The sequence below is a fragment of the Microbacterium sp. CBA3102 genome (assembly GCF_007954505.1).
In the GTDB taxonomy this organism is placed as follows: Bacteria; Actinomycetota; Actinomycetes; order Actinomycetales; family Microbacteriaceae; genus Microbacterium; species Microbacterium aurugineum.
In genome coordinates this window covers 2891860-2915816 of record NZ_CP042412.1, presented here as the reverse complement: position 1 = coordinate 2915816, position 23957 = coordinate 2891860, and the positions used below count along the sequence as shown (strand labels likewise).

The 23957-nt window shown below is 67.8% G+C and carries 22 protein-coding genes and 1 tRNA gene; 5 read left to right on the top strand and 18 right to left on the bottom strand.

The annotated features are described in order from the left end of the window. Positions 1–4: 4 nt before the first annotated feature. From FGL91_RS13950 to FGL91_RS13915, 8 genes are read right to left on the bottom strand one after another with little or no spacing between them, the layout of a single operon-like run. Positions 5–2479 carry a DEAD/DEAH box helicase gene (locus FGL91_RS13950; protein ID WP_153244114.1) on the bottom strand — a complete coding sequence of 825 codons (2475 nt, stop codon included), beginning with the start codon at positions 2477–2479 and terminating at the stop codon, positions 5–7. Next, on the bottom strand, positions 2476–3234 hold the full coding sequence (gene tatC / locus FGL91_RS13945; protein WP_131491103.1) for a twin-arginine translocase subunit TatC: 759 nt from the start codon (positions 3232–3234) through the stop codon (positions 2476–2478). Before tatC ends, FGL91_RS13950 begins: the two co-directional genes overlap by 4 nt. A gap of 57 nt (positions 3235–3291) precedes the next feature. Next, entirely contained in the window at positions 3292–3528 is a 237-nt protein-coding gene (tatA, locus tag FGL91_RS13940) for a twin-arginine translocase TatA/TatE family subunit (RefSeq protein ID WP_047519604.1), read from the bottom strand. 44 nt (positions 3529–3572) lie between these two features. After that, complete coding sequence (locus tag FGL91_RS13935) at positions 3573–4556, bottom strand: helix-turn-helix transcriptional regulator (protein WP_131491014.1); 984 nt, start codon at positions 4554–4556, stop codon at positions 3573–3575. After that, positions 4553–5545 carry a helix-turn-helix transcriptional regulator gene (locus FGL91_RS13930; RefSeq protein ID WP_153244113.1) on the bottom strand — a complete coding sequence of 331 codons (993 nt, stop codon included), beginning with the start codon at positions 5543–5545 and terminating at the stop codon, positions 4553–4555. Before FGL91_RS13930 ends, FGL91_RS13935 begins: the two co-directional genes overlap by 4 nt. Beyond that, positions 5545–6456 carry a hypothetical protein gene (locus FGL91_RS13925; protein ID WP_153244112.1) on the bottom strand — a complete coding sequence of 304 codons (912 nt, stop codon included), beginning with the start codon at positions 6454–6456 and terminating at the stop codon, positions 5545–5547. Before FGL91_RS13925 ends, FGL91_RS13930 begins: the two co-directional genes overlap by 1 nt. Before the next feature lie 10 nt (positions 6457–6466). Continuing rightward, entirely contained in the window at positions 6467–7486 is a 1020-nt protein-coding gene (locus FGL91_RS13920) for a tRNA (adenine-N1)-methyltransferase (protein WP_131491011.1), read from the bottom strand. After that, positions 7483–8166, bottom strand: coding sequence for an HAD family hydrolase (locus FGL91_RS13915; protein ID WP_256536394.1), 684 nt, complete (start codon positions 8164–8166; stop codon positions 7483–7485). The genes FGL91_RS13920 and FGL91_RS13915 overlap by 4 nt, the downstream gene beginning before the upstream one ends. A 90-nt stretch (positions 8167–8256) precedes the next feature. Here FGL91_RS13915 and FGL91_RS13910 point away from each other — a divergent pair, with 90 nt between their 5' ends. Then, positions 8257–9105, top strand: coding sequence for a PAC2 family protein (locus FGL91_RS13910; protein ID WP_131491010.1), 849 nt, complete (start codon positions 8257–8259; stop codon positions 9103–9105). Between the two features lie 7 nt (positions 9106–9112). Here the strand turns inward: FGL91_RS13910 and FGL91_RS13905 are convergent, their stop codons facing one another. Further along, the gene (locus FGL91_RS13905; protein ID WP_131491009.1) at positions 9113–9937 is read right to left on the bottom strand and encodes an undecaprenyl-diphosphate phosphatase; all 825 of its coding nucleotides are present in this window, start codon (positions 9935–9937) and stop codon (positions 9113–9115) included. Positions 9938–9979: 42 nt separating this feature from the next. After that, positions 9980–11275 carry a M20/M25/M40 family metallo-hydrolase gene (locus FGL91_RS13900; RefSeq protein ID WP_131491008.1) on the bottom strand — a complete coding sequence of 432 codons (1296 nt, stop codon included), beginning with the start codon at positions 11273–11275 and terminating at the stop codon, positions 9980–9982. Positions 11276–11386: 111 nt separating this feature from the next. Here FGL91_RS13900 and FGL91_RS13895 point away from each other — a divergent pair. After that, positions 11387–11469, top strand: a tRNA-Leu gene (locus FGL91_RS13895). 189 nt (positions 11470–11658) lie between these two features. Here the strand turns inward: FGL91_RS13895 and FGL91_RS13890 are convergent. After that, positions 11659–12756: a VIT1/CCC1 transporter family protein gene (locus FGL91_RS13890; protein ID WP_047519620.1), complete on the bottom strand. Its 1098-nt coding sequence runs from the start codon at positions 12754–12756 to the stop codon at positions 11659–11661. Positions 12757–12911: 155 nt separating this feature from the next. After that, positions 12912–14654 carry a DEAD/DEAH box helicase gene (locus FGL91_RS13885; protein WP_052193259.1) on the bottom strand — a complete coding sequence of 581 codons (1743 nt, stop codon included), beginning with the start codon at positions 14652–14654 and terminating at the stop codon, positions 12912–12914. Between the two features lie 149 nt (positions 14655–14803). On the opposite strand from FGL91_RS13885, the gene FGL91_RS13880 reads away from it, so the two are divergent. Further along, on the top strand, positions 14804–15631 hold the full coding sequence (locus FGL91_RS13880) for an SGNH/GDSL hydrolase family protein (protein ID WP_131491006.1): 828 nt from the start codon (positions 14804–14806) through the stop codon (positions 15629–15631). A gap of 3 nt (positions 15632–15634) precedes the next feature. Here the strand turns inward: FGL91_RS13880 and FGL91_RS13875 are convergent, their stop codons facing one another. Beyond that, positions 15635–16435, bottom strand: coding sequence for a TrmH family RNA methyltransferase (locus FGL91_RS13875; RefSeq protein WP_131491005.1), 801 nt, complete (start codon positions 16433–16435; stop codon positions 15635–15637). A 98-nt stretch (positions 16436–16533) separates the two neighbouring features. On the opposite strand from FGL91_RS13875, the gene FGL91_RS13870 reads away from it, so the two are divergent. Further along, entirely contained in the window at positions 16534–17373 is an 840-nt protein-coding gene (locus FGL91_RS13870) for a Sir2 family NAD-dependent protein deacetylase (RefSeq protein WP_131491004.1), read from the top strand. Beyond that, positions 17370–17957: a histidine phosphatase family protein gene (locus FGL91_RS13865; protein ID WP_047519628.1), complete on the top strand. Its 588-nt coding sequence runs from the start codon at positions 17370–17372 to the stop codon at positions 17955–17957. The genes FGL91_RS13870 and FGL91_RS13865 overlap by 4 nt, the downstream gene beginning before the upstream one ends. Positions 17958–17977: 20 nt before the next feature. On the opposite strand, the gene FGL91_RS13860 is transcribed toward FGL91_RS13865, so the two are convergent. The 5 genes from FGL91_RS13860 to FGL91_RS13840 are packed head-to-tail and all read right to left on the bottom strand — an operon-like array spanning position 17978 to position 23912. Beyond that, on the bottom strand, positions 17978–18784 hold the full coding sequence (locus tag FGL91_RS13860; RefSeq protein ID WP_131491002.1) for an HpcH/HpaI aldolase/citrate lyase family protein: 807 nt from the start codon (positions 18782–18784) through the stop codon (positions 17978–17980). Further along, complete coding sequence (locus FGL91_RS13855) at positions 18781–19269, bottom strand: MaoC family dehydratase (protein WP_047519727.1); 489 nt, start codon at positions 19267–19269, stop codon at positions 18781–18783. The genes FGL91_RS13860 and FGL91_RS13855 overlap by 4 nt, the downstream gene beginning before the upstream one ends. 10 nt (positions 19270–19279) lie before the next feature. Further along, on the bottom strand, positions 19280–20428 hold the full coding sequence (locus tag FGL91_RS13850; protein ID WP_153244111.1) for an acyl-CoA dehydrogenase family protein: 1149 nt from the start codon (positions 20426–20428) through the stop codon (positions 19280–19282). A 2-nt stretch (positions 20429–20430) separates the two neighbouring features. Next, positions 20431–22353 (bottom strand): acetyl/propionyl/methylcrotonyl-CoA carboxylase subunit alpha, encoded by a 1923-nt coding sequence (locus FGL91_RS13845; protein WP_153244110.1) that lies wholly within the window; start codon positions 22351–22353, stop codon positions 20431–20433. A gap of 5 nt (positions 22354–22358) precedes the next feature. Continuing rightward, positions 22359–23912, bottom strand: a complete 1554-nt coding sequence (locus FGL91_RS13840; protein ID WP_153244109.1) for a carboxyl transferase domain-containing protein — start codon at positions 23910–23912, stop codon at positions 22359–22361. Between the last annotated feature and the right edge of the window lie 45 nt (positions 23913–23957).

Sequence of the window (23957 nt, the reverse complement as noted above, 5' to 3'; positions counted from 1 at the left end):
ACCCTCACATCGACGAGTAGGCCACGATGCCGCGGCGGACTCCGTCGAGAGCGCTCCGCGCGGTACGCGCCAGCGCGGCATCCTCCGCGACGATCGAGAGTTGATCCAGCAGATCGATGGTCTGCTTGGCCCAGCGCACGAAGTCTCCCGCTGCCATGTCGGCGTCGATCAGGACGCGGTCCAGCGCTCCCCCGCGCGCCCAGGCATGCATGGCACCCGCCAGACCGGCGGCGAGAGGCTCACTGCCGGGAAGATGGTGGTCCTGTTCCAGGTCGTCCAGCTCCGCCCAGAGTGTGGTGGTCTTTTCGTAGGCGGTGCGGAATGCGCCACGCGGCAGGCCGCGCTCCCCCGAATTGGCTTCATCGCGTCGCGGTTCGTACACGAGGCAGCAGGCCATGGCTGCCAGCGAAGGAGCATCCAAGCCCGCCCAGAGACCCTGTCTCAGGGACTCGGCCACCAGCAGATCCCGCTCGCCGTAGATGCGGCGCATCGTGCGTCCGGCATCCGTCAGCGTCGTGTCCGCACCATCATGCGTCACGTAGTCGAGTGTCTCCAAGACCTCGACGACGCGGTCGAACACCCGCGCGACCGTTCCGGTGCGTGTCTCGATCTGGCGCCGGATCCGGTCTGTCTGGCGCTTGAGCTTCCAATAGCGCTCCGCCCAGCGGGCATGAGCCTCGCGGTCGGGACAACGGTGGCACGGGTGGCGCTGCATCTGCGTACGCAGGGTCTGGATGCGCTTCATCCGCTTGTCCCGTGACGCCCGTGGCGCCTGGGAGTCCTGGCGGTTCTTCTTCTCGAGATCGCTCAGTTCGCGGCGGATCGCGGCGTACTCCGGGAAGCTCCCGTGCTCACAGGCCATCGCACTCTGATAACCGGCGAGCGACTCCTCGGCTTCGCGCACCTGCCGAGCGAGGCCGACGACCGCACGATCCGCCTGGAACTGCGCGAAGGACGACTCGAGGATCTGCCGCGCTCGGGGTTTGCCGAACATGTCGATCAGATTCACGGCCATGTTGTACGTCGGACGGAAGCTCGAGTTCAGGGGGTATGTGCGTCGGGACGCGAGGGCAGCGACAGCCTGGGGATCCATCCCCTCGGTCCACTGCACGACGGCGTGGCCCTCGACGTCGATGCCACGGCGTCCGGCGCGACCGGTGAGCTGTGTGTACTCCCCCGACGTGATCGCGACGCGTGCCTCGCCGTTGAATTTCTCCATCTTCTCGAGCACGACCGTACGCGCCGGCATGTTGATGCCGAGAGCCAGGGTCTCGGTCGCGAACACCACCTTGACGAGCTTGCGCTGATACAGCTCTTCCACGACCTCCTTGAAGGCGGGCAGAAGACCGGCGTGATGAGAGGCGACACCGCGTTCGAGGTTGTCCAGCCACTCCCAGTAGCCCAGGACGTCGAGGTCTTCGTCCTGGAGGGTGCGGGTGCGGTCCTCGACGATGGCCCGGATCTCAGCTCTCTCCTCCGTCGACGTCAGACGGACGCCGGAGCGACGCACCTGCTGCACGGCCGCGTCGCACCCCACGCGACTGAAGATGAAGAAGATCGCCGGGAGGAGGTTCGAGCGCTCCAGAAGGCGCACGACATCCGGACGATCCATCCGTTCGATCCGGCGCGCATTCGCGGCACGGACGGGACGGCGGCCTCCTCGGGAAGGGCGCTGCGCCTGTCGGCCCGCATGCCGGTTGCTCCGATACGCCTGCGCCTGTCGGTTGTTGTCATACGTCGACGCGGTCGATGAGCGGATGCGCATCAACTCCTGGTTCACCTGGGCCGTGGCGAGGCCGGCGCGGTCATCGAACAGGGGAAGCAGGTCGTCCCGCACGAGCACGTGCTGCTCCAACGGCACCGGCCTGATCTCGGAGACGATCACTTCGGTGTCGCCGCGCACCGTGTCGAGCCAGTCCCCGAACTCCTCGGCGTTCGAGACCGTGGCGCTCAGGGAGACCAGCCGCACCTGCGCAGGCAGGTGGATGATGACCTCTTCCCAGACAGCGCCGCGGAAACGGTCAGCGAGGTAGTGGACCTCGTCCATGATCACGTAACGGAGATCCCGGAGCGCCGTGGAGTCGGCGTAGATCATGTTGCGCAGGACTTCGGTCGTCATCACCACGATGCGCGCATTGCCGTTGATGTTGGTGTCGCCGGTGAGCAGTCCCACCTGATCGGCGCCGTAGACGTCGACCAGCTCCCGGAACTTCTGATTCGACAAGGCCTTCATGGGTGTCGTGTAGAACGCCTTGTCGGTCGGCGTCTGCATCGCGAGGTGAATCGCGAACTCGCCGACGATCGTCTTTCCTGCTCCGGTCGGTGCGGCGACGAGCACGCTGCGTCCGTTCTCGAGCGCGTGGCACCCCGCCACCTGGAAGGGATCCAGCTGGAACTTCTGCAACGCCGCGAACGCGGACGACTCCGGGTGCTCGGCCGCCTGGCGCGCCCGGGCGTACTTCTCGGAAGGTGAACTCATACCGCGTCCGGCAGGAGCCCTGACGCATCGTCGCGCTTCCGCTTTCGCCGATCGAAGATGAGGGACAGTCCGGCGGCGGCGAAGAACAGGACGATCAGGATTCCGGCGAGCATCAGCATGCTGACCACGTCGGCTGCCGGCGTCGCCAGGGCCGCGAACACGGTCGCGATGAGGATGGCCACACGCCATCCCTTCAGGATCGCCCGGCCCGACATGACCCCGGACAGATTCAGCGCCACCAGGAACACGGGGAGCACGAAGGAGACGCCGATCACGATCATCAGCTTGAAGACGAAGTCGTAGTACTCCTGCGCGTAGTAGAAGTTGGTTGCGCCGTCCGGGGTGAAGCTCCACATGAGCTCGATCACGTGCGGCATGATCATCACGCCGAGATAGCAGCCGGCGAAGAACAGCGGAACCGCCGCGACGACGAACCCGACGGTGTACTTGATCTCCTTGCGGGTCAGTCCGGGCATGATGAACGCCCAGATCTGCCAGAGCCACACAGGCGCCGAGATGAACAGACCGATGGAGAAGGCGATACGCATGCGCATGTCGAACGCCGACGTGACCGTACCGAAGTTCAACGCGCTGAAATTATCGCCGCGCTTCTCCGTGATGATACGGATCGGTTCCGTAATGAAGTGGATCACGGGGTCCGCCACGATGAACGCGATGACCATCCCGACCACGAGTGCCAGCGCCGCGTACATCAGACGCTTGCGCAGTTCGACGAGATGCGCGCCGAGCGACATCCGTCGATCCCGATCCGCCTTCCGCATCACGGACGGTTCGATGGCTGCCACGGCCGGTCAGGCGCGAGGCGGAGTCTCAGGGTCAGCGCCCGAGTCCTTGGCCGAGGTGGGGTCGGCGACGGTCGAATCTGCGCGGGTCGCGTCTTCTTCCTTCATCGCCTTCATCTCGCCCTTGAACACGCGAGCGGACTGGCCCATGCTCTTCGCGAGCGCCGGCAGCTTGGCGGCACCGAACAGAAGGAGGATCACGGCGAGCACGATAAGCAGGTGCCAGCCTTGCATTCCAGCGAACATGTCAGGATTCCCGTCGTCGGTGAGCGTTCGATTCAGTCTACAGATCAATTCTTCGCATCGGGCTGGTGATACAGCGCGAGTCCCGAGGCGGCCCACTCCCTGGTGGCCGTGCGTGCGACACCGGGATCGATGACCTCCATCGCCCCGCCGAAGCGCGCCGCGAGCCGCTTGATCCCGCGCGGGTCGGCGAGGTGCAGTTGCGTGGCCACGAAACCGTCTACCACCTCGAGCTCCCCCGTGGGGACGAATCCGGCCAGCAGCGGGGCGAGGCGTTCCGGCACGCGCACCGTGACCTCGCGCTCGTCGTCGAGACCGGCGAACGCCTCAGGTACGTGATCCCCGCCGTGGGTGATCGGGATCTGCGTCAGCTGGGGCGCGCTCACACGATCGAGATGGAACGTGCGCATCGCCTGACGCAGGTGGCACCACCCCTGCAGGTACCACTGCCCGTTGGTGATCAGGATCTGCATCGGGTCGACCGTGCGTGTGGTCGGGGCGGCGTCAGGGGCCTGGTAGGTGAAGGAGATCGCGACACCGTCGTGAAGACCACGCGCGACCGCTTCGCGGACCTCGTCGACCGCGCTCGGCGCGACGACGACATCTGCGGGCGCATCGGCGGCGCCACGGGACAACTTCGAGATGAGACCCGCGACGAGTCCGGAATCCGACACCGCGGGCACGGCCGCGACCATCTGGAGGCCTGCGAGCAGGGCCGCGGCTTCACGAGCGGTGAACCGAGGCACTCGCCGCAGCGCGACGTCGTTCGTGATCTCGATCACGTCCTCGAGATCGAGCAGGTCCCAGTTGATGTCGAACATCTCCTGCGGCTGCTGCCAGTACCCGGACTCCCCGGGAAGCCCGATGACGGTGAGCTTCTCTACCATCCCGCGCATCTCCTGCGGCGTGACGCCGAACTCCTCCGCTGCTTCCGCGAGCGAGACCTGGCCGTGTTCGAGGAGATAGGGGACGAGCGTCAGATAGAGCCGCACCCGTTCGGCGGCGAGAAGCGGCTTGGGCTTCGGATTCATCCTGCGTCCTCCGCATCAGCATGCGCATCGACGACTGCTTCGAGCCGGGAGATCACCGCATCGCGGAGCGGGGCGGGCTCGACCACGCGGACCTCTGGGCCGTAGGACGCCAGCTCATCCGCGAGGATGTGCAGATCGACGAAGGGAACATGGATCCCCTGCGTCGCCGGAACCGCGCGTCGTCCGAGGCGGAGCGCGGCTTCGGTGCCGGGCGTGACCTCGAGCAATGCCGAGTTCTCCGACGCGACGCGTTCGAGCCCGGCGAGAGCCCTCTCCCCCGCGCCGTCGCGCAGATTCGCCTCGAAGCCCGTCGAACTCACCTTGACGTCTCCGACGATCCGGCCCAGCAGGAACGTCCGGTCTTCATCGACATCGACATCGATCCCGAACACATGCCACCGAGCCTCGTAGTCGACGAGGGCGAGCGGACGAATGCGTCGTCGCCGCGGCGCCTCCTCGCCGGGCTTCAGGTAGTCGAATGTGACGACACGACAGCGCTCGATCGCATCCTGGAGAGGAGCGAACGCCGCGTCACGCGCCGTGATGCGTGGGGCGAAGCCGATGATCGGCTCGTCACCGTCGATCCCGAGAGCGCGGATCTTGCGCACGCCGGACTGTGCATCCCCGGAAACGGACTCCGCGCTCCAGACGCTGCCGGCGAGACGCAGCACTGCCAGTTCCGCCGGAGAGAACACGATGTCACTCGGAAGGTCGTATTCTGCCTGCGGAATACGGTAGCGGGCCTCACGGAGATCGTTCGGATCAGCGGCGTCACCGATCGTCTCGATCGGCACGCCGAGCGTCCGCAACTCGTCCTTGTCGCGTTCGAACATCTTCTCGAGCGCATCGGAACGCGTGCCCGCTTCCGCTCGTTGGCGGTAGCCGGAGACGTTGTCGAGGATCTGCTGCTTCGTCAGCCCGATCTCCGTGGCCATCAGCGCCACGACGAGATTCGTCAGGCGCTCCTCCGCGGGGATACGGGCGGCCATCACTGCGTCGGCGCCGCCACTGCGCCCAGGATGTCGACGACGATCGCGGTGGCGGGAGCGCTCTCTGTTGCGGGGAACACGACGAGGAGCTGCGAACCGACGGTGGCGCCCACCATCTGCTCGGCGGCGACGCTCACGCTCGCGTCCTTGCCCCACGAGGACGTGGTCACGGTCTTCTCATCCCAGTCGACGCCCATGACGTTGGAGACCACGATGTCGCCCTCCTCGACCTTCGGACCATCGCCCTTGATCAGCGTCTGCGTGACGATCTCGGTCGGCGCCGGAACGTCGGGGACGATGATGCCGGGTGTGCCGTCGGGAGCCCGCACGACGCTGGGAAGGCCGCGCGCGTCATTGAACTGCAACGCACCGGACGCCTTCGACGGCATGACATCGAGCACATCGATGACCGCGACGATGTTCTCCCCTTCGTCGAGTCCGAACGCCTGGACGTTCTGGGCCCCGAAGTCCTCCGGAGTCAGGACGGCGAGGACACGGCTACCACCGGTGGCGCACTCCAGCACGTCTGCAAGACCCGCGGAACGCTGAGCCCAGTAGTCGATGCTGTGCACGCGGCTCGGGTCGCCGTTGAACTCGGACTTGTACAGAGCCTTGCCGCTGTCTCCGCCGAAGAAGGCGATATCGAGCACCACGGGCTGGAAGTCCGATCCGAGTGCCAGACCGTCCCCGACGGTGACGTCGGCGAACGAGGTCTCGTCCGTCTTGACCGGGCCGAAGACGTCGACGTCGGGAACCGAGCCGAGGTCACCGCTCACGTCGGCGATGTTCAAGACCTTGTCGTCGGTGCCACGATCACAGGCGGCAGCACTGTCGGGCGACGCGACGGTGCAGCCGGTCAGGGCGAGGACGGCAAGGCTGAGGGAGGCCAGAACGGCGGACGTTTTACGCACGCGCTCCAGTCTATTCCGTCGGGTGCGAGGAATCGCGCGAAGCGGCCGCCAGGCGCGCCCCCTCTGCCGCCTTCTCGGCCTCCCGCGCGCGCTTGCGCAGATTCTTGTCGCTGATCTCGCGGTCGCCGACGGCTCCCGGTGTCCAGGCCTCCACGTCCTCGTCGCCGTAGCTGCTCTTGGACGCACGGCGCTTGACCGAAGGAGCGATCGCTCCCGGGGCGAGTCGGCGCGCGGTGAGGAGGAAGCCGGTGTGGGCGACCATCCGGTGGTCGGGGCGCACCGCGAGTCCCTCGACGTGCCATCCGCGGACCATCGTCTCCGACGCGTCCGGGTCGGTGAAGAGCCCGGTGCCCCTGATGTACTCCGCGACTCGCGAGAGCTGCGTCGCCGTCGCCACGTAGCAGAGGACCACTCCACCCGGGGTGAGCGCGTCGGCGACGGCGTCCATGCACTCCCACGGCGCGAGCATGTCGAGCACGACGCGGTCGACGGATGCCGCCGGCACCTCGGTCGGCAGGGCTTCGACGAGGTCTCCCACGACGACACGCCAGGTGTCCGGGTTCTCACCGAAGAAGGTCTCGACGTTCGCGCGCGCGACATCGGCGAAGTCCTCGCGGCGCTCGAACGAGATCAGTTTCCCTGCCGGACCCACCGCGCGCAGCAGCGACAACGACAGCGCACCGGAACCGACACCTGCTTCGACCACGGTCGCCCCAGGGAAGATGTCCGCTTGCATGACGATCTGGGCGGCGTCCTTCGGGTACACGATCGCCGCGCCGCGCGGCATCGACATCGCGAAGTCACGCAGCAGAGGCCGGAGCGCCAGATAGTCGTGCCCGGAGCTGTTCGCCACGACGGAACCGTCCGGAAGCCCGATCAGGTCACGGTGGCGCAGAACACCCTGATGCGTGTGGAGCTCTCCGTCCTCGCGGAGCGTCACGGTGTGCAGGCGTCCCTTGGGTCCCGTGAGCTGGACACGATCGCCCGCGCGGAACGGGCCGCTCGGCCGCGGCGCGGCGGTATCGGTCATCGGATCGCTCCCGTCGCGGCGCTGTGGCTGTCGAACAGGTCGGTGAGATCGTCGGCGCCACGTCCGGCGAGTGTCGCCCACAGATCGTGCGCACCGAGTCCGTCCAGCGGCACGATGTGCGGCACCGCCAGCGTCACTGCGCCCGAGGCAAGCCCCGCTCGCACCCCGGTGGGCGAGTCTTCGATGACGATGGCCTCGGCGATGTCGACGTCCAGGAGTGCCGCCCCCTGCAGATACGGCTCCGGATGCGGTTTCGGGTTCTCCACGTCATCACCGGCGACGACGATGTCGAACGCCTCGAAGTCGATCAATTCCACGACGTCCAGTGCCATCCGGCGCAGTGACATGGTCACCAGACCGGTGGGGATTCCCGCGTCCCGGAGATCACGGAGCAGTTCGCGCGCGCCAGGCCGGAACGGGACACCCTGAGTGCGAAGCGACTGCTGCACGACGTCGGTCAGGTGCGAGACGATCGCCTCGGCTTCCATCGCCACACCCGCGTTCTGCAGGATCACGGCGCTGTCGATCAGACCGCTGCCGACGAGTCGCAATGCGTCTTCGTGGCTCCATGATCCGCCGAAGGACTCGACCAGCGCCGTCTCGGCGGCCATCCAATACGGTTCGGTGTCGACGAGTGTTCCGTCCATGTCCCACAGGACTGCGCTGGGCTTTCTGCTCACCGAACCCATGCTAGCCGGGGTGCCACCCGCATCCCGCCGTCGCGGACTAGCCTGGAAGGATCACATCTGCGAACTCGAAGGGAGCCCTCGATGGATGTTCTCGGTCCGCGCATCGTCATCGCCGCCTTCGACGGCTGGAACGATGCGGGTGAAGCCGCCAGCGCTGCGATAGAGGCACTGCGCACATCGACGGAGTACGACCTCGTGCACTCGGTCGACCCCGAGCTCTACTTCGACTACCAGTACACGCGACCGTCGACTCGCATGGATGCCGAGGGCCGCCGCCAGCTCACCTGGCCGGAAGCCGGACTCTGGCGCCCACGGAACCCCGCGCCCGGCCCGGAATTCTGGCTGCTCACGGGAGCCGAACCGGCACGTACCTGGCAGGCGTTCGCCTCGGAGTTCATCGACGTCGCTCTGCGCGACGACATCACGGGATTCGTCACCCTCGGTGCGATGCTCTCGGATGTTCCGCATACCCGGCCGATCTCGATCTTCGCGTCCAGTCAGAACGAGCAGGTCCGTGAGGCGCACGGACTCGATCGCTCGCTCTATGAGGGACCGGTCGGGATCCTCACCGTGTTCGAGCACTTCGCCGAGAACGCGGGAATCCCCACGGCAAGCCTCTGGGCCAGCGTCCCCCACTACGTTGCCTCGGCGACGCCTTCACCGAAGGTGACGCTCGCTCTCCTGGATCGGCTGGAGGAGCTCACGGGCGTCGACGTCGACCGCCAGGCGCTCCGCACCGAGGCCGCCGCCTGGGAAGCCTCGATCGATGCGGCAGCGGCCGATGACGAGGACATGGCCGAGTACATCCGCCAGCTCGAGCGCACCCGAGACACCTGGGACTCCCCCGAAGCCTCCGGCGACGCGATCGCGCAGGCTTTCGAGCGCTACCTCCGTCGCCGCGACGACGGACCGGGCGACCGCAAGCGCTGACGCCGGATCAGGCCGCGATCACCCCGGTCCCGAGCAGCACGAGCAATACCGTGCCCAGCAGGATCCGGTAGATCACGAACGGCAGGAAGCTGCGCTTCGAGATCCAGCTCATGAAGAACGCGATCACCCCGAGCGCGACCACGAAGGCGATGCCGGTGGCCGCGAGAGTGTCCCCGAACGAGAAGAACGACGGCTCGTCCCAGCTCTTGAAGACCTGGTAGAAACCGCTGCCGAAGACGGCGGGAATCGCCAGGAGGAAGGCATAGCGCGCGGCAGCAGCGCGCTCGTAGCCCAGGAACAGCCCCATGGTGATGGTGCCACCCGAGCGAGAGACCCCGGGGATCAGCGCCAATGCCTGAGCGAATCCGAAGGCGACGCCGTGGGGGTAGGTCAGATCGTTGAGCTTGCGACGCTTCGCACCGATGTGGTCGGCGACGCCGAGCAGGATTCCGAAAACGATGAGCATGATCGCGACGATCCACATCGACCGCAGGACGGTTTCGATCTGGTCCTGGAAGAGCAGACCCAGGACGACGATCGGGATGCTGCCGATGATGATCATCCACCCCATGCGGGCATCCGGATCGTTGCGCGGGGCCTTGCCGACGAGGGATCGGAACCACTGCGTGATGATGCGGACGATATCGCGCCAGAAGAACACGACGACAGCCGCCTCGGTGCCGATCTGGGTGATGGCGGTGAAGGCCGCGCCCGGGTCCTCCCCTGACGGAAGGAAGGTTCCGAGGATACGGAGGTGGGCGCTGGAGGAGATCGGGAGGAACTCGGTGAGTCCCTGGACGATGCCCAGGATCAGTGCTTCGAACAGGTGCATGGAGGGGCTTTCGGTGTCATCGCGGCACGGAGCGGCCGGCGCTCAGTACGTGCGCAGCAGATCGGCCAGCACACGCTGGCCGAAGACAAGCGATTCTACGGGCACTCGTTCATCGACTCCGTGGAACATCCCTGTGAAGTCGAGATCGGTGGGGAGCTTCAGCGGTGCGAATCCGTACCCCGTGATCCCGAGGTAGGCCAGTGCCTTGTTGTCGGTGCCCGCACCCAGGAGGTACGGGATCACCGGGATGCCCGGGTCGTGACGCCCGATGCTCGCGACCATCGCCTCGACCAGTTCGCCTTCGAACGGGGTCTCCATGCCGATGTCTCGCACGACCGTCTCGATCTCGATGTCGTCCCCCACGATGCTCTGAAGCTCGGCGAGCACGTCGTCCTCGGTCCCGGGGATCACGCGGACATCGATGAGCGCCTCCGCGCGCTCGGGAATCACGTTGTGCTTGTATCCCGCGCTGAGGACCGTGGGGTTCGTGGTGGTCCGGAACGAGGAACGCAGGAACGCCTCGGCAGGTCCCGCGGCTTCCGCGAGGGCGTCGGGGTCGTCCACGCTGCGTCCGCTCAGCGCGCTGAGCCCTTCGAGCAGCGCCGTCGTGGTCGGCGTCAGGCGGATCGGCCACCGGGTGCGACCGATCGCCGCCACCGCCTCGGCGAGCTTCGTGACCGCGTTGTCGTCGTGCAGGCGACTCCCGTGTCCCGCGCGACCCTTCGCGACCAGACGGATCCAGATCAGGGCCTTCTCGCCGACTTGCAGCAGGTACGCCCGACGGTCGTCCACCGTGATCGAGTAGCCACCGACTTCGCTGATCGCCGCCGTCGCCCCGGCGAACCACTCGGGTCGGTTCTGCACGACGAGCGCCGACCCTTCGACACCGCCGTTCTCTTCGTCAGCGAAGAAAGCCAGCACCAGATCGCGCTCCGGGCGCTCTCCGGCGCGGAGGATGTCGGCGACTGCGGTGAGGATCATCGCGTTCATGTTCTTCATGTCGACGGCGCCGCGCCCCCACAGCATGCCGTCCTGCACGATGCCGGCGAAGGGGTCGACACTCCAGTCCTCGGCCATTGCCGGCACGACGTCGAGGTGCCCATGGACGACCAGTGCAGGCTTGTCGCGGTCGCGCCCGGGCACCCGCGCCATCACGTTGGTGCGCCGCGCAACGGGTTCGTAGTACTCGACCTCGAGCCCCAACGCTTCCAGGTAGGACCCGACGTACTCCGCGGCCTCGCGTTCGCCCTTCGCGTTCCCTCCGCCGAAGTTGGATGTGTCGAAGCGGATCAGGTCGCTCGCGACGCGCGCGACCTCCGGAAGAGACGGATCGGTCATGGCTCCAGGCTATCGAAACCACGCGCCACGCCCGGGCGTATGGTTCGGTTCGAGTGCCCGCTGAGGACGTGGTAATGTCATTCTTCGGTCGGCAACGATCATCCAACACCTGCGCGGGTGGCGGAATGGTAGACGCGCTACGTTGAGGTCGTAGTGCCCGTAAGGGCGTGGGGGTTCAAGTCCCCCTCCGCGCACAGACAGCCCCGGAGCATGACTGGTTCGCCAGGAATGCTCCGGGGCTTCTTCGTTCCCGTTCCGGTTCGATCGTGGTCGCTACCTGGTCGGCGATCCGATCGCGGGATACTCGATCGGAGACCGCACCCCGGGCATCATCCGTGACGAGGACGGCGCTCTGACGATCACGATCTCCTCGCCTGGATCGGTCAGACTGCCCCGACGCCGAAGAGCACGCCGAGCACATAGGTGATCGCTGCCGCTCCGAAGCCGATCGCGAGCTGACGGAGTGCGCGCCGCAAGGGCGGTCCGCCCGAGAGCACCCCGACCATGGCGCCGGTGCTCAGCAGCGCGATGCCGACCAGCACCAGTGCGACGACGATCGCGTTCGTCCCCTCCAGCCCGAAGATCCACGGCAGCACGGGGATGATCGCGCCGGAGGCGAACAGCAGGAAGCTCGAGACCGCCGCAGTCCAATCGCTGCCGACGATCTCATGGTCGTCCGCGCGCTGGGCGTTGATCGGGCCGGTCGCGGCTCCGCGTACCCCGGCCTGCGCGGCGGTGACGATACGCCGAGCGCGAGCCAGCGACTCCTCCTGTTCCATGCCGCGCGCGCGATAGACGAGCGCCAGTTCGTTCTCGTCGATGTCGAGGTCTCCCGCGGACGCCGTGGCATCGTCGTTGGCGGCGGTGGCTGCGAGCAACTCGCGCTGCGACCGCACGGACACGAACTCTCCCGCGCCCATCGACAGGGCACCGGCGAGGAGGCCGGCGATGCCGCTGAACAGGACGAATCCCGAGCTGACCCCGGTCGCGCCGATACCGAGCACGAGAGCGAGATTGCTCACGAGGCCGTCGTTGGCACCGAAGACGGCAGCGCGGAACGAGCCGGAGAGGCGCCGTCGACCTCGAGCCGCGAGTCCACGGACGACCTCATAGTGGACCTTCTCGTCGGCACGCATCGCCGGGGTCGCATACTGCTCGGAGTCATACGGCGAACGCGCTTCGGCGTTCTGCGCGAGGGCCAGCACGAAGATCGATCCGAACCGACCGGCCATCCAGCCGAGCATCCTCGACCGGACACCCGCCCGGGGGAGCTTCTCGGGCTCCGCTCCGAGCAGATCGAGCCAGTGCTGCTCGTGTCGACGTTCCGCATCAGCGAGGCTGAGCAGGATCTCCCGCTCCTCCCCCGTGCGTCGGGCTGCGAGCTTCTGGTAGACGGAGCCCTCAGCGCGCTCCTCGACGAGATAGCGGGCCCAGCGCCGACGGTCGGCGGGGGTCGGGGTGTCGGCAGCGGGCGCTGTCATGGATCCTCCAGAACGGGCAATGCCCGGGCGCGGGCAACCGTTCCACGCTATCCGGACCGCCCCGCCGACACCTCGCTCAGACGCGGATTGACAGCATTTCGGGGATCCGAATCGGGCGGCACGAGGTCGCGTCCGACACGCACCGATCGCTCAGCTCAGGAGCGCACGCGCTTGCGCAGGACCTCGATGCGCGACTGCAGTTGCGTCACCGTGGCTTGTGCGACCGCGGGGCCGCCGCAGATCCGCCGAAGTTCGGCATGGACCGCGCCGTGCGGTTCGCCCTTCTGCCGGGCGTACAGGCCGACGAGGCTGTTCAACAGCTGTCGCTGCTCCTTCAGCGTGCGGTGAAGCGGCGGGGGCAGCGTCGTCGTCTCGGCGGGGCCCGCGGAGGCCTCCCGAGCCTCCCGCAACCGGGATTGCCGCGATTGTCGCTGCATGAGCAGCTCATGCACGTGCTCGGGTTCGAGGAGCCCGGGGAATCCGATGAACTCCTCTTCCTCCGGCGTACCCGGCTCGGCCAGCTGACCGAACTCCTGGCCCTCGAACACGACCCGATCGAAGTGGGCGACCGAGGAGAGCGCCTGATAGCTGAACTCCTGTGTCAGCGCGTCAGACGTCTCCTCTTCCCGGTTCGCACTCTCGAGCAACGAATCATCGAGACCGTCTTCCTCTTTCGACTGACGGTCGAGCGCGTGATCGCGCTGTTTGTCCATCTCGTTCGCCAGGCCCATGAGCACAGGCACCTGCGGCAGGAACACACTGGCGGCCTCACCGCGACGGCGGGCTCGCACGAACCGACCGATGGCCTGCGCGAAGAACAGAGGCGTCGAGGAGGAGGTGGCGTACACGCCGACAGCGAGCCGCGGCACATCGACGCCTTCCGAGACCATGCGCACGGCGACCATCCACCGGTCCGTGCTCGCGCTGAACTTCTCGATGCGTTCGGAGGCCGTGGCGTCGTCGGAGAGCACGATCGTCGGCTGTTGACGTGTGATGCTGTGGAGGATCTTCGCGTAGGCGCGCGCGACCGTCTGATCCGTGGCGAGGACGAGCCCGCCGGCATCGGGAACGTGGTGGCGGATCTCGGTGAGGCGTCGGTCCGCTGCGGACAGCACCGCGGGCATCCAGTCGCCCTCGGGATCGAGTGCCGTGCGCCAGGCCTGCGACGTCACGTCCTTCGTGTTGTCCTGACCGAGGTGCGTCTCGAGCTCGTCGCCCGTGGTCGTGCGCCAGCGCATCTTTCCGGCATACATGTGGAACAGCACCGGCCGCACGACGCCGTCCGCCAACGCCCGCCCGTAGCCGTAGTTGTAGTCGGTGCGTGAGACGCGCGCACCGGACTCGTCGGGGTGGTACTCGACGAACGGGATCGGTGCCGTATCGCTTCGGAACGGGGTCCCCGACAACAGCAGACGCCGCTTCGCGGGGCCGTACGCATCGCGGATGGCGTCTCCCCAGCTCAACGCATCCCCGCCGTGATGCACCTCGTCGAGGATCACGAGGGTCTTCGCGTCTTCCGTCAGATGCCGATGCACGGAGGACTTCGCCGCGACCTGCGCGTAGGTCACGACGGCACCGTGATAGTGCCGCGCCGGTGCCCAGTCGCTGTTGCGGAACCGAGGATCGAGGCGGATGTGCACCCGCGACGCGGCATCCGCCCACTGCGTCTTGAGGTGTTCCGTCGGCGCGACGACGATGATCCGATTGACCTCGCCCATGCGCATCAGCTCGACCGCGAGAGTCAAGGCGAAGGTGGTCTTGCCGGCACCGGGTGTGGCCGCGACGAGGAAGTCCCGTTGGTCGTCGCGGAAGTACTGGTCCAGCGCTTCCTGCTGCCAGGCACGCAGCTTGCTCGCGGTTCCCCATGGGGCACGCTGAGGAAAGGACGGAGAGAGCATCGACTCCACGATAATCGTTGCCGACGACACTGCGTCACCCGCCGCACTCCCCCGCGCGCGCCCCGCCCATCGGTCGGTCCCTCGGGGTAGGATCTGTCACTGCGCTGCGGCCACCGCCGCTCCGCGGAACGTTCGCGAAGGAGAGCTGGATGACCGACCAGGATTCGACTCGGACCCCCTATGTACCCAACGAGACGGCGCATCCGTGGCGCCGGTTCGTGGCACTCGGCGACTCGTTCACCGAGGGGATCGGCGACCCCGATCCGGCACATCCGGGAAGCCACCGCGGCTGGGCTGACCGCGTCGCCGAAGTCCTCGCCGCGCAGGTGGACGACTTCGCCTATGCGAACCTCGCGGTGCGCGGCAAGCTGATCGCGCAGATCGTCGCCGACCAGGTCGAGCCCGCGGTGGCGCTGCGCCCGGACCTCGTGTCCATCTGCGCCGGCGGCAACGACGTGATCCGCCCGGGCACCGATCCGGATGCGATCGCCAGCCAACTCGACGACGCCGTCGCCCGCCTCGCTTCGACGGGGGCGGCAGTGCTGCTCTTCACCGGAATCGACACCGGCTTCACGCCGGTCTTCCGCGCCTTCCGAGGGAAGGTCGCGATCTACAACGAGAACGTCCGTGCGATCGCCGAGCGCCACGACTGCATCGTCGCCGACCAGTGGGCGCTCAAGGTCGTGCAGGACATGCGCTTCTTCGACGACGACCGCCTCCACTACAACGCACTCGGCCACCACGAAGTCGCCCGGATGGTGCTGCGCGCCCTCAACGTCCCGAACGATCTCGAGTCCATGCAGCCCGAGCCCTTCCCGCTGCGGACCTGGCGGGAGGCGCGGTCGGAAGACCTCGGCTGGGCACGGGAGCATCTGGTCCCGTGGGTGCTCCGTCGGCTGCGGCACCAGTCATCCGGCGACAACATCGCCGCCAAGCGGCCCGAGCCCTCGCCGGTCGTGCTGCCCGAAAGGGACTGAGCTTCAGCGCTGCATCGCCCAGAGCGCGACCGCGGCCGCCGATGCCACGTTCAGCGAGTCCACTCCCCCGCTCATCGGGATCGTGACGATGTGATCGGCCGCGTCGAGCGCCGTCCGGGAGAGACCGTCCCCCTCGGAGCCCATCACGAGTGCGACGCGCTCCGGCCGTGCGGCTGCGTACGCATCGAGCGACACGGCATCATCGCGCAAGGCGAGCGCGGCGATGTCGAACCCGGCGGCGTGGAGGTCCTCGACCGCGGAGCCCCAGTCGACGATGCGTGTCCACGGCACCTGGAACACCGTTCCCATGCTGACTCGGACGCTCCGCCGGTACAGCGGATCCGCGCCACCCGGCGACACCAGGACGGCATCGGCGCCCAGTCCGGCCGCCGCCCGGAAGGCCGCCCCCACGTTCGTGTGATCGCCGATGTTCTCCAGGATGAGGACGAGCGTCGCCCCTTCCAGCACCGTGCGAACGGACGGCAGCTCCGGGCGGTGCATCGACGCGATCGTCCCGCGATGCACGGCGAAGCCGGTGACGGCCTCGGCGACCTCGTCGGGGACGACGTACACCGGCACGTCGAAGGCACCGACGATCGCACGGATGTCCTCCACCCGGCGCTCCTGCACCAGGACGGAGCGCGGAAGGTGTCCGGCGGCGATCGCCCGGGCGATGACCTTCGTCGATTCCGCGATGTACAGCCCGCCCGCCGGTTCATTCAGTGCTCTGAGAGCCGTGTCCGTGAGCCCGCGGTAGTCGTCGAGGCGTGGATCGTGGACGTCGGTCACCGGGAACAGTTGCACGACTCCCACTCTGCCACCGCCGCGCTCGACGCGCGCAAGGGGCGTCTCGCGCGATCCCCCGTCGACGCCACACCGTAGACTCGCTCGAGGAGGTCCCCGTGAGCGTGTCGAACACCGCCGAGCTGTCGGCCACCGTCGCCTACGCCGCAGAGCTGCTGCACGGCAAGCGCATCGCCCTCTTGACCGGAGCAGGCATCTCCACCGACTCGGGCATCCCCGCCTACCGCGGCGAGGGAGCCCGAACGCGTAGCGACCCGATGACGATCCAGACCTATCTCGGCGACGAAGCGGCGCGGCGACGCTACTGGGTGGGCGGGCATCTGGGCTGGCGTGCCTTCGCCAGTGCCGCCCCCAACCCCGGGCACACAGCTCTTGCTCGACTCGAAGCCGCCGGCAAAGTGTCCGGGGTCATCACCCAGAACGTCGACGGACTGCATCTGCGTGCCGGAAGCTCCCACGTGATCGAGGTGCACGGCACGATGCGCCGGGTGCTCTGCCTGCACTGCGGCCAGGTCTTCGATCGCCGCGACATCGCCGTGCAGATCGAGGAACGCAATCCCTGGATCACCGTCCCCGAGAACATCGCTCTCGCGCCCGACGGCGACGTGCTCCCCGAGAGCACGGACGGCTTCATCGTCCCGGTGTGCACGGTGTGCGACGGGATGCTGAAGCCGGATGTGGTCTTCTTCGGCGAGTACGTGCCGCAGGACCGCTTCCGCGCGGCCGAGTCGCTGCTCCGCTCCAGCTCCGCCCTGATCGTCGCCGGCTCGTCGCTCGTGGTCAACTCAGGGGTGCGCCTCGTCGAACGCGCCCGCCGCCGCAGCATCCCCCTCATCATCGTCAACCGGGAGCCGACGCGTGCGGACACCTGGGCCGATCTCACCATCGCCGCAGGTACCAGCGACGTGCTCCCCGCACTCCAGGAGCTCCTCACGTGACCTACCTCACGCTCGTCCGCCATGGCCAGACCGACTGGAACCTCGCACGGCGCATCCAGGGATCGACCGACATCCCGCTGAACGAGACCGGTCGGGAAGACGCACGTTGGGCTGCGGAGAAGCTCGCGGGGACGACCCATCACGCCGTGTACTCGAGTCCGCTGCTTCGGGCCAGGGAGACGGCGGAGATCATCGCGGACAGGCTCGGACTGGAGCTCGCCGCCGTCGTCCCGGACATCCGTGAGCGTGAATTCGGCGACGGCGAAGGGCTGCTCGTCGAGGACTACATCCGCACCTACGGAGACTGGCACGCCGAGGTGCCGGGTGCGGAGACGCTGCACGAGGTGGGTGTGCGCGCCATCGCCGCGCTCCACGCGATCGACCGCGAAGCGCGGCGCCGTTCGGCTCCGCAGGCGGAGTCCGTTCTGGTCGTCGCGCACGGCGGCGTGATCCGCGCGGTGATCGACCACGTCTCCGGTGGCACGCTCCCCCGTGAGGGCGATGTCCTGCGCAACGGCTCCGTACACCGCTTCGTCGCGGCCCCCGGGTACCTGCGCCTGCTGGAGGAGTCACCGGTCCTCTGAGCTGATCCTCGCGCGCGCTGTCAGCGTGCGCGGGAGACGACGGAGCGCGCGTGGCGAAGCACGGGTTCGTCGATCATGCGTCCTTCGAATCGGAACACACCGCGTTCGCTCTCGGCGGCTGCGAGCACCGCACGCGCCCAGTCGATGCTCGTGTCATCGGGCCGGTAGGCGGCACGGATGAGCTCGACCTGACTCGGGTGGATGCAGGCGGTCGCGCGGAAACCGGAGGCGGCGGCATCCCGCGCCTCCCGCTGAAGGCCGTCCGAATCGTCGAGATCGATGTGCACGGCGTCGATGGCCGCCTTGCCGTGTGCGCCCGCCTCGAGGAGAACACGCGCGCGAGCGTACCGGGCGATGTCGCGATAGCCTCCGTCGGCGTTCCGTGACGAGGTCCCTCCGAGCGAGGCGACGAGGTCCTCGGCGCCCCACATCATCGCGGACACCGTCGGGTGCGCGGCGATGCGGTCCGCCGCGTGGACGCCACGGGCGGTCTCGCAGAGGGCGATCAGCGAGTAGCGCTCATCGAATGCCGCCAGGCTCTCCGCGCTCTCCGTCTTCGCGACCATCACGGTGCGGAAGTCGGTCTGCGCCAGCGCCGAGAGGTCGGCCATGAAGGCATCAGTGTCCGGGGCGTTGACCCGCACGATCACGCGGTGAGGATCGATGTCGGCGGCGATCACGTTCCGGCGCGCGGCATCCTTCGCATCCGGGAGCACGGCATCCTCGAGGTCGAGGATGACGGCATCGGCTCGCTCAGAGGCCTTCTGGAAGCGCTCAGGGCGATCGGCGGGGCAGAACAGCAAAGCGGGCCCGAGGTCGAAATTCACGCCGTGGCTCCTTCCGGAAGGCAGTGCACGAGCACAGAGCGCACGGCGGTGGCGACGACCGTCCCATCCTGGTTGCGTCCGGTGTGCGCGATCTTCACGATGCCCTGCCCCGGTCGCGATGAGGACAGCCGCTTCTCCACGATGACGCTCTCGGTATAGAGCGTGTCGCCGGCGAACAGCGGATGCGGGAATGCCACGTCACCGAAGCCGAGTTGTGCCACGAGGGTCCCCTGCGTCAACTGGGCGACCGACGAGCCCACCATCGTCGACAGGGTCCACATCGAGTTCATCAGCCGCGCGTGGAACGGATCCTGCGCATCGGCGAACGCCGCGTCGAGATGGAGCGCCTGCGTGTTCATGGTCAGTGTCGTGAAGAGAACGTTGTCGGCCTCGGTCGCCGTGCGCCCCGGACGGTGCAGGTAACGGGCGTCGATCTCGAACTCCTCGTAGTACAGCCCCCGCTGGAGGATGTCGTGCGTGGTCATACCGGCCACGCTACCCGGCGAGCCCGAGACCCCGTGCGATCACGAGGAGCTGTACTTCGGTGGTGCCCTCACCGATCTCGAGGATCTTCGAGTCGCGGTAGTGACGCGCCACGGGGAACTCGTTCATGAACCCGTTCCCTCCGAAGATCTGGGTCGCATCCCTGGCATTGTCCATCGCAGCTTCGCCGCCGACGAGCTTGGCGATCGCCGCCGCTTCGGCAAAGGGTTTGCCCGCATCCCGCAGCCTGGCGGCGTGGTGCCAGGCGAGTCGGGCGGTATGCACCCGCGCACGCATCCGTGCCAGTGTGAACTGCGCGTTCTGCCGAGTACTCAGCGCGGCGCCGAAGATGGTGCGGCTCTGGGCGTACTCGACAGCGGCCTCCAGACACCCCTCGGCTGCACCGGTCGACAGCGCAGCGATCGCGATGCGCCCTTCGTCGAGGATGCTGAGGAAGCTGCGGAAGCCCGTTCCCCGCTCACCCAGCAGGTTCGATGCGGGCACCCGGACACCGTCGAAGGTCAGTGGATGCGTATCGGACGCGTTCCAGCCCACCTTGTCGTACGGTGCCTCGACCGTGAACCCCGGCGTGCCGTTGGGGACGATGATCGTGGAGATCTCCTTGCGACCGCTCTCGTTCCCCGTGACGGCGGTGACGGTCACGAAGCGCGTGATGGGCGTGCCCGAGTTGGTGATGAACTGCTTCGAGCCGTCGATGACCCATTCGTCACCGTCGAGTCGGGCCGTGGTCCTGGTGGCACCGGCATCGCTTCCCGCTTCCGGCTCGGTGAGACCGAAACCCGCCAACGCTCGTCCTGCGAGAAGATCCGGCAGCAGCTCGCGGCGCTGCTCCTCGGTGCCGAAGCGGAAGATCGGCATCGCGCCCAGGCTGACACCTGCCTCGAGCGTGATCGCGATCGACTGATCCACGCGACCGAGTGCCTCGATCGCGATGCCGAGCGCCATGTAGTCGCCGCCCTGGCCGCCGTACTCCTCCGGGAACGGCAGTCCGAACAATCCGAGATCGCCCATCTGCGCCACGACATCCATCGACAGCGTGTGCGAGCGGTCGGCCTCGTAGGCCTGCGGCGCGACGACGGTGTCGGCGAACTCCCGCACCATGGCAGCGAGCTCGCGCTCCTCCTCGGACAGATCTTCCATGTTCAGCTCTCCTCCGTCGTCACACGGGCGACCGGTTGGTCGCGCCGTACCTGGTCGCCGACCGCGACCAGCAGATGCACCACCCCGTCGTGGGGTGCGAGCACAGAATGTTCCATCTTCATCGCCTCGATCGAGACGAGTGCATCACCGGCGGACACCGGATCCCCGTCCGCGACGTGCACCGCGACGACGCTGCCCGGCATCGGGGCGCGTCCTTCCGGTTCCGTCGCCGCAACCCCCGCGTCACGCGCGGACAGTCGTCGCAGCATCCGCTGCTTCCGGTCGAGGGGCCGGAGGCGCACGGTGCGGCCGCCCGCGGCGACCCACACGGCTCCATCGCCATCCACGGCGGCACGGATCGCTTCGCGCGACCCGGTGGGAGACGTCTCCGTGAGCGCGATCTCGTCGTCGGCGTCCGTGAGTGCGACGAACGGTGCGCCTGCCACCTCTGCGGCCCCCAAGCGCCACCCCGGAAGCTCACGCCACAGGGGGCTCGTCCGCACCGGCTCGGAGTGCCCGGCTACCGCCTCCTGCGCCGCGGCGAGCTGCGCCGACGAAGGCCTCTCCGCGTCGAACGGAAGCAGGGTGTCGATGAGACCCGTGTCGAGGTCGCCGGCGAGGACACGCTCGTCCTGACAGAGGGCCCGGAGGAACGCGATGTTCGTCTCGACGCCCAGCACGACCGTGCGTGCGAGCGCCTCGTCGAGACGAGCAAGTGCAGTGGCACGGTCATCTGCGAACGCGATCACCTTCGCGATCATCGGGTCGTAGAAGCCCGTCACCGCGCTTCCTGTCTCGATCGCCGCGTCGACGCGGACGCCGATGGGGGGCTCGAAGAGCAGAACCGTCCCGGTCGAGGGGAGGAATCCGCGCTCCGGCGACTCCGCGTACACGCGGGCCTCCACGGCGTGACCACGCAGGCGCGGTGCGATCGCGAGCGGAAGCCCATCCGCGGCACGGAGTTGAAGAGCGACGAGATCGAGCCCGGTGACCTCCTCGGTCACCGGGTGCTCCACCTGCAGCCGGGTGTTCATCTCGATGAAGAACACCTCATCGGGAGCATCGGCGTCGATGAGGAACTCGACGGTGCCCGCGCCGACGTACTCGACACTCTCAGCCGCGAGGACGGCCGCCGCGAGCAGCTGTTCCCGGGTATGTGCGGGGAGCCCGGCGGACGGTGCCTCCTCGATGACCTTCTGGTGCCGTCGCTGCAGCGTGCATTCCCGTTCGCCTAGCGCGACGACCGTCCCGTGCGCATCTCCGAAGACCTGAACCTCGATGTGCCGAGGGCGCCTGATCAGGCGTTCGAGGATCAGAGCATCGTCCCCGAACGCCGCGGCCGCCACACGTCGTGCGGAGGCGAGCGCGCCTGGAAGCCCCTTCGCGTCGGCGACGACCTCCATACCTTTGCCGCCGCCGCCGGCGCTGGGCTTCACCAGCAGCGGGTACCCGACGCGCTCCGCCTCCTCGGCGATCTCGAGATCGGACAGGCCCTTGGCATCGAAGCCGGGGACCACGGGAACGCCGTGGCGCAGGACATGGTCACGAGCGCGCGCTTTGTCCCCCATGATCTGCAGAGCCTTCACCGAGGGGCCGATGAAGACGATGCCGCTCTCCGCGCAGGCCTCCGCGAGTCCGACGCTCTCGGAGAGGAACCCGTAGCCGGGGTGGATGGCCTGGGCGCCGGTGCTGCGGGCGGCTGCGATCACGGCATCGATGTCGAGGTACGACTCCGCCGCCGGTGCAGGACCGATCCGCACGGCAACGTCCGCCTCGCGCACGTGCGGTGCCGAGGCATCGGCGTCGCTGTACACCGCGACGCTGCGGATGCCGAGGGCGCGGAGGGTGCGGATCACGCGCCTGGCGATCTCGCCGCGGTTGGCGACGAGGACGGTGTGGAAGGAGATCTCGGGTGACGACGACATGGCACTCACATCCGGAAGACGCCGAAGCGCGGTTCGGGCAGCGGACTACGGGCGACGACATCGAGGGCGAGGCCCAGAAGGTCGCGGGTCTGAGCGGGATCGACGATGCCGTCGTCCCACAGTCGAGCAGTCGCGTAGTACGGCTCTCCCTGATGCTCATACTGTTCGCGGATCGGCGACTCGAAGGCGGCGCGCTCGGCACTGCTCCAGCTCTCGCCGCGCGCAGAGAGCTGGTCTTCCTTGACGGTGGCGAGAACCGAAGCCGCTTGCGTCCCGCCCATCACGGAGATGCGGCTGGCCGGCCAGGTCCAGAGGAAGCGGGGTGAGTACGCCCGTCCGCACATCGAGTAGTTGCCTGCCCCGAAGGATCCGCCGATGATGACCGTGAGCTTCGGCACCCTCGTGCTCGCGACAGCTGTCACCATCTTCGCGCCGTCCTTGGCGATACCACCGGCCTCGGCATCGGAACCGACCATGAATCCCGTGATGTTCTGCAGGAAGAGCAGAGGGATGCCGCGCTGGTCGCACAGCTCGATGAAGTGCGCTCCCTTGAGCGCGGACTCGCTGAACAGCACCCCGTTGTTCGCGACGACACCGACGGGATGTCCGTGGAGTCGGGCGAAGCCGGTGATCAGAGTCGTGCCGTACTCGGGCTTGAACTCGAGGAAGGTGTCGCCGTCGACCAGCCGCGCGATGACCTCGTGCACGTCGTAGGCGGCATTCACATCGACCGGAACCGCGTCGTAGAGACTGGATGGATCCGACGGCGGGCGGCTGGTGGCGACTTCCCACGCGGGTGCTGCGGGCGGGGGAAGCGTGGCGACGATGTCACGAAGGATCTCGAGTGCGTGCTCATCGTCTTCGGCGAGATGGTCGACCACGCCGCTGCGTCGTGCGTGCAACTCACCGCCGCCGAGCTCCTCCGCGGTCACGACCTCGCCGATCGCGGCCTTCACGAGCGGTGGCCCGCCGAGGAAGATGGTGCCCTGCCCCTTCACGATCACCGTCTCGTCACTCATCGCGGGCACGTACGCGCCACCCGCCGTGCAGGAGCCGAGCACGGCGGCGAGCTGCGGGATACCTTCCGCGGACATGCGCGCCTGGTTGAAGAAGATCCGGCCGAAATGCTCCCGGTCCGGGAACACCTCGTCCTGCTTCGGCAGGAATGCCCCTCCCGAGTCGACCAGGTAGAGGCACGGCAGACGGTTCTCGAGCGCGATCTCCTGCGCCCGCAGGTGCTTCTTGACGGTGAGGGGGAAGTAGGTGCCTCCCTTCACCGTCGCGTCGTTGCAGACGACCATCACGTGACGGCCGTGGACGAGACCGATGCCGGCGATCACACCTGCTCCCGGGGCCTCTCCCCCGTACAGACCGTCGGCCGCGAGCGGGGCCACCTCCAGGAACGGGCTGCCTTCGTCGAGGACCCGTGCGACACGGTCGCGCGGGAGGAGCTTCCCCCGGGAGACATGGCGTTCTCGGGACGCCTCCGGTCCCCCGAGCGCGGCCGTCGCGAGGCGTTCTCGCAGCTCCCGCGCGAGTGACTCCTGAGTTGCGGGCATCGTGATGTCCTCCTCGACCCACGTCCGCGCGGGCGAGAGCCCTGG

What these genes read in the sequence shown, in the direction of transcription:
- FGL91_RS13935 (WP_131491014.1), bottom strand. Translation starts at nt 4,556, where the DNA reads ATGAATCCGAAGCCCAAGCCGCTTCTCGCCGCCGAACGGGTGCGGCTC.
- FGL91_RS13845 (WP_153244110.1), bottom strand. Translation starts at nt 22,353, where the DNA reads ATGTCGTCGTCACCCGAGATCTCCTTCCACACCGTCCTCGTCGCCAAC.
- FGL91_RS13905 (WP_131491009.1), bottom strand. Translation starts at nt 9,937, where the DNA reads ATGCACCTGTTCGAAGCACTGATCCTGGGCATCGTCCAGGGACTCACC.
- FGL91_RS13900 (WP_131491008.1), bottom strand. Translation starts at nt 11,275, where the DNA reads ATGACCGATCCGTCTCTTCCGGAGGTCGCGCGCGTCGCGAGCGACCTG.
- tatC (WP_131491103.1), bottom strand. Translation starts at nt 3,234, where the DNA reads ATGTCGCTCGGCGCGCATCTCGTCGAACTGCGCAAGCGTCTGATGTAC.
- FGL91_RS13890 (WP_047519620.1), bottom strand. Translation starts at nt 12,756, where the DNA reads ATGACAGCGCCCGCTGCCGACACCCCGACCCCCGCCGACCGTCGGCGC.
- FGL91_RS13850 (WP_153244111.1), bottom strand. Translation starts at nt 20,428, where the DNA reads ATGGAAGATCTGTCCGAGGAGGAGCGCGAGCTCGCTGCCATGGTGCGG.
- FGL91_RS13880 (WP_131491006.1), top strand. Translation starts at nt 14,804, where the DNA reads ATGACCGACCAGGATTCGACTCGGACCCCCTATGTACCCAACGAGACG.
- FGL91_RS13950 (WP_153244114.1), bottom strand. Translation starts at nt 2,479, where the DNA reads ATGAGTTCACCTTCCGAGAAGTACGCCCGGGCGCGCCAGGCGGCCGAG.
- FGL91_RS13885 (WP_052193259.1), bottom strand. Translation starts at nt 14,654, where the DNA reads ATGCTCTCTCCGTCCTTTCCTCAGCGTGCCCCATGGGGAACCGCGAGC.
- FGL91_RS13910 (WP_131491010.1), top strand. Translation starts at nt 8,257, where the DNA reads ATGGATGTTCTCGGTCCGCGCATCGTCATCGCCGCCTTCGACGGCTGG.
- FGL91_RS13840 (WP_153244109.1), bottom strand. Translation starts at nt 23,912, where the DNA reads ATGCCCGCAACTCAGGAGTCACTCGCGCGGGAGCTGCGAGAACGCCTC.
- tatA (WP_047519604.1), bottom strand. Translation starts at nt 3,528, where the DNA reads ATGTTCGCTGGAATGCAAGGCTGGCACCTGCTTATCGTGCTCGCCGTG.
- FGL91_RS13930 (WP_153244113.1), bottom strand. Translation starts at nt 5,545, where the DNA reads ATGGCCGCCCGTATCCCCGCGGAGGAGCGCCTGACGAATCTCGTCGTG.
- FGL91_RS13855 (WP_047519727.1), bottom strand. Translation starts at nt 19,269, where the DNA reads ATGACCACGCACGACATCCTCCAGCGGGGGCTGTACTACGAGGAGTTC.
- FGL91_RS13920 (WP_131491011.1), bottom strand. Translation starts at nt 7,486, where the DNA reads ATGACCGATACCGCCGCGCCGCGGCCGAGCGGCCCGTTCCGCGCGGGC.